Genomic DNA, 297 nt, shown 5'->3' with positions numbered 1-297 from the left:
ATGAATTAGCACAAGTACCTGCTGTAGTGGTTTCAGTAAAAACAACCGAAACGGCACTATCACAATTATCTGAAGCAGTAATCACTGCAGCAGTTGGAATAGCATTACACTCTGCTGTTACATCTGCAGGAATTACCATATCGAATGTTGGCGCAGTGGTATCTTGCACAGTAATTACTTGTGAATCCGATACGGAGTTTCCACAAACATCAGTAGCCGTCCAAGTACGTGTTAGCGTATATGAATTAGCACAAGTACCTGCTGTAGTGGTTTCAGTAAAAACAACCGAAACAGCAC

Annotated in this window: 1 pseudogene; it reads right to left on the bottom strand. The window is 41.8% G+C overall.

Annotation, left to right across the window (positions count from 1 at the left end):
- Positions 1-297 (bottom strand): annotated as a pseudogene (locus G4L40_RS13255) (reprolysin-like metallopeptidase); the annotation flags it as partial.

The sequence above is a fragment of the Flavobacterium celericrescens genome (genome assembly GCF_011392075.1).
Classification (GTDB): Bacteria; Bacteroidota; Bacteroidia; order Flavobacteriales; family Flavobacteriaceae; genus Flavobacterium; species Flavobacterium celericrescens.
This window is presented reverse-complemented; position numbering and strand designations above follow the sequence as displayed.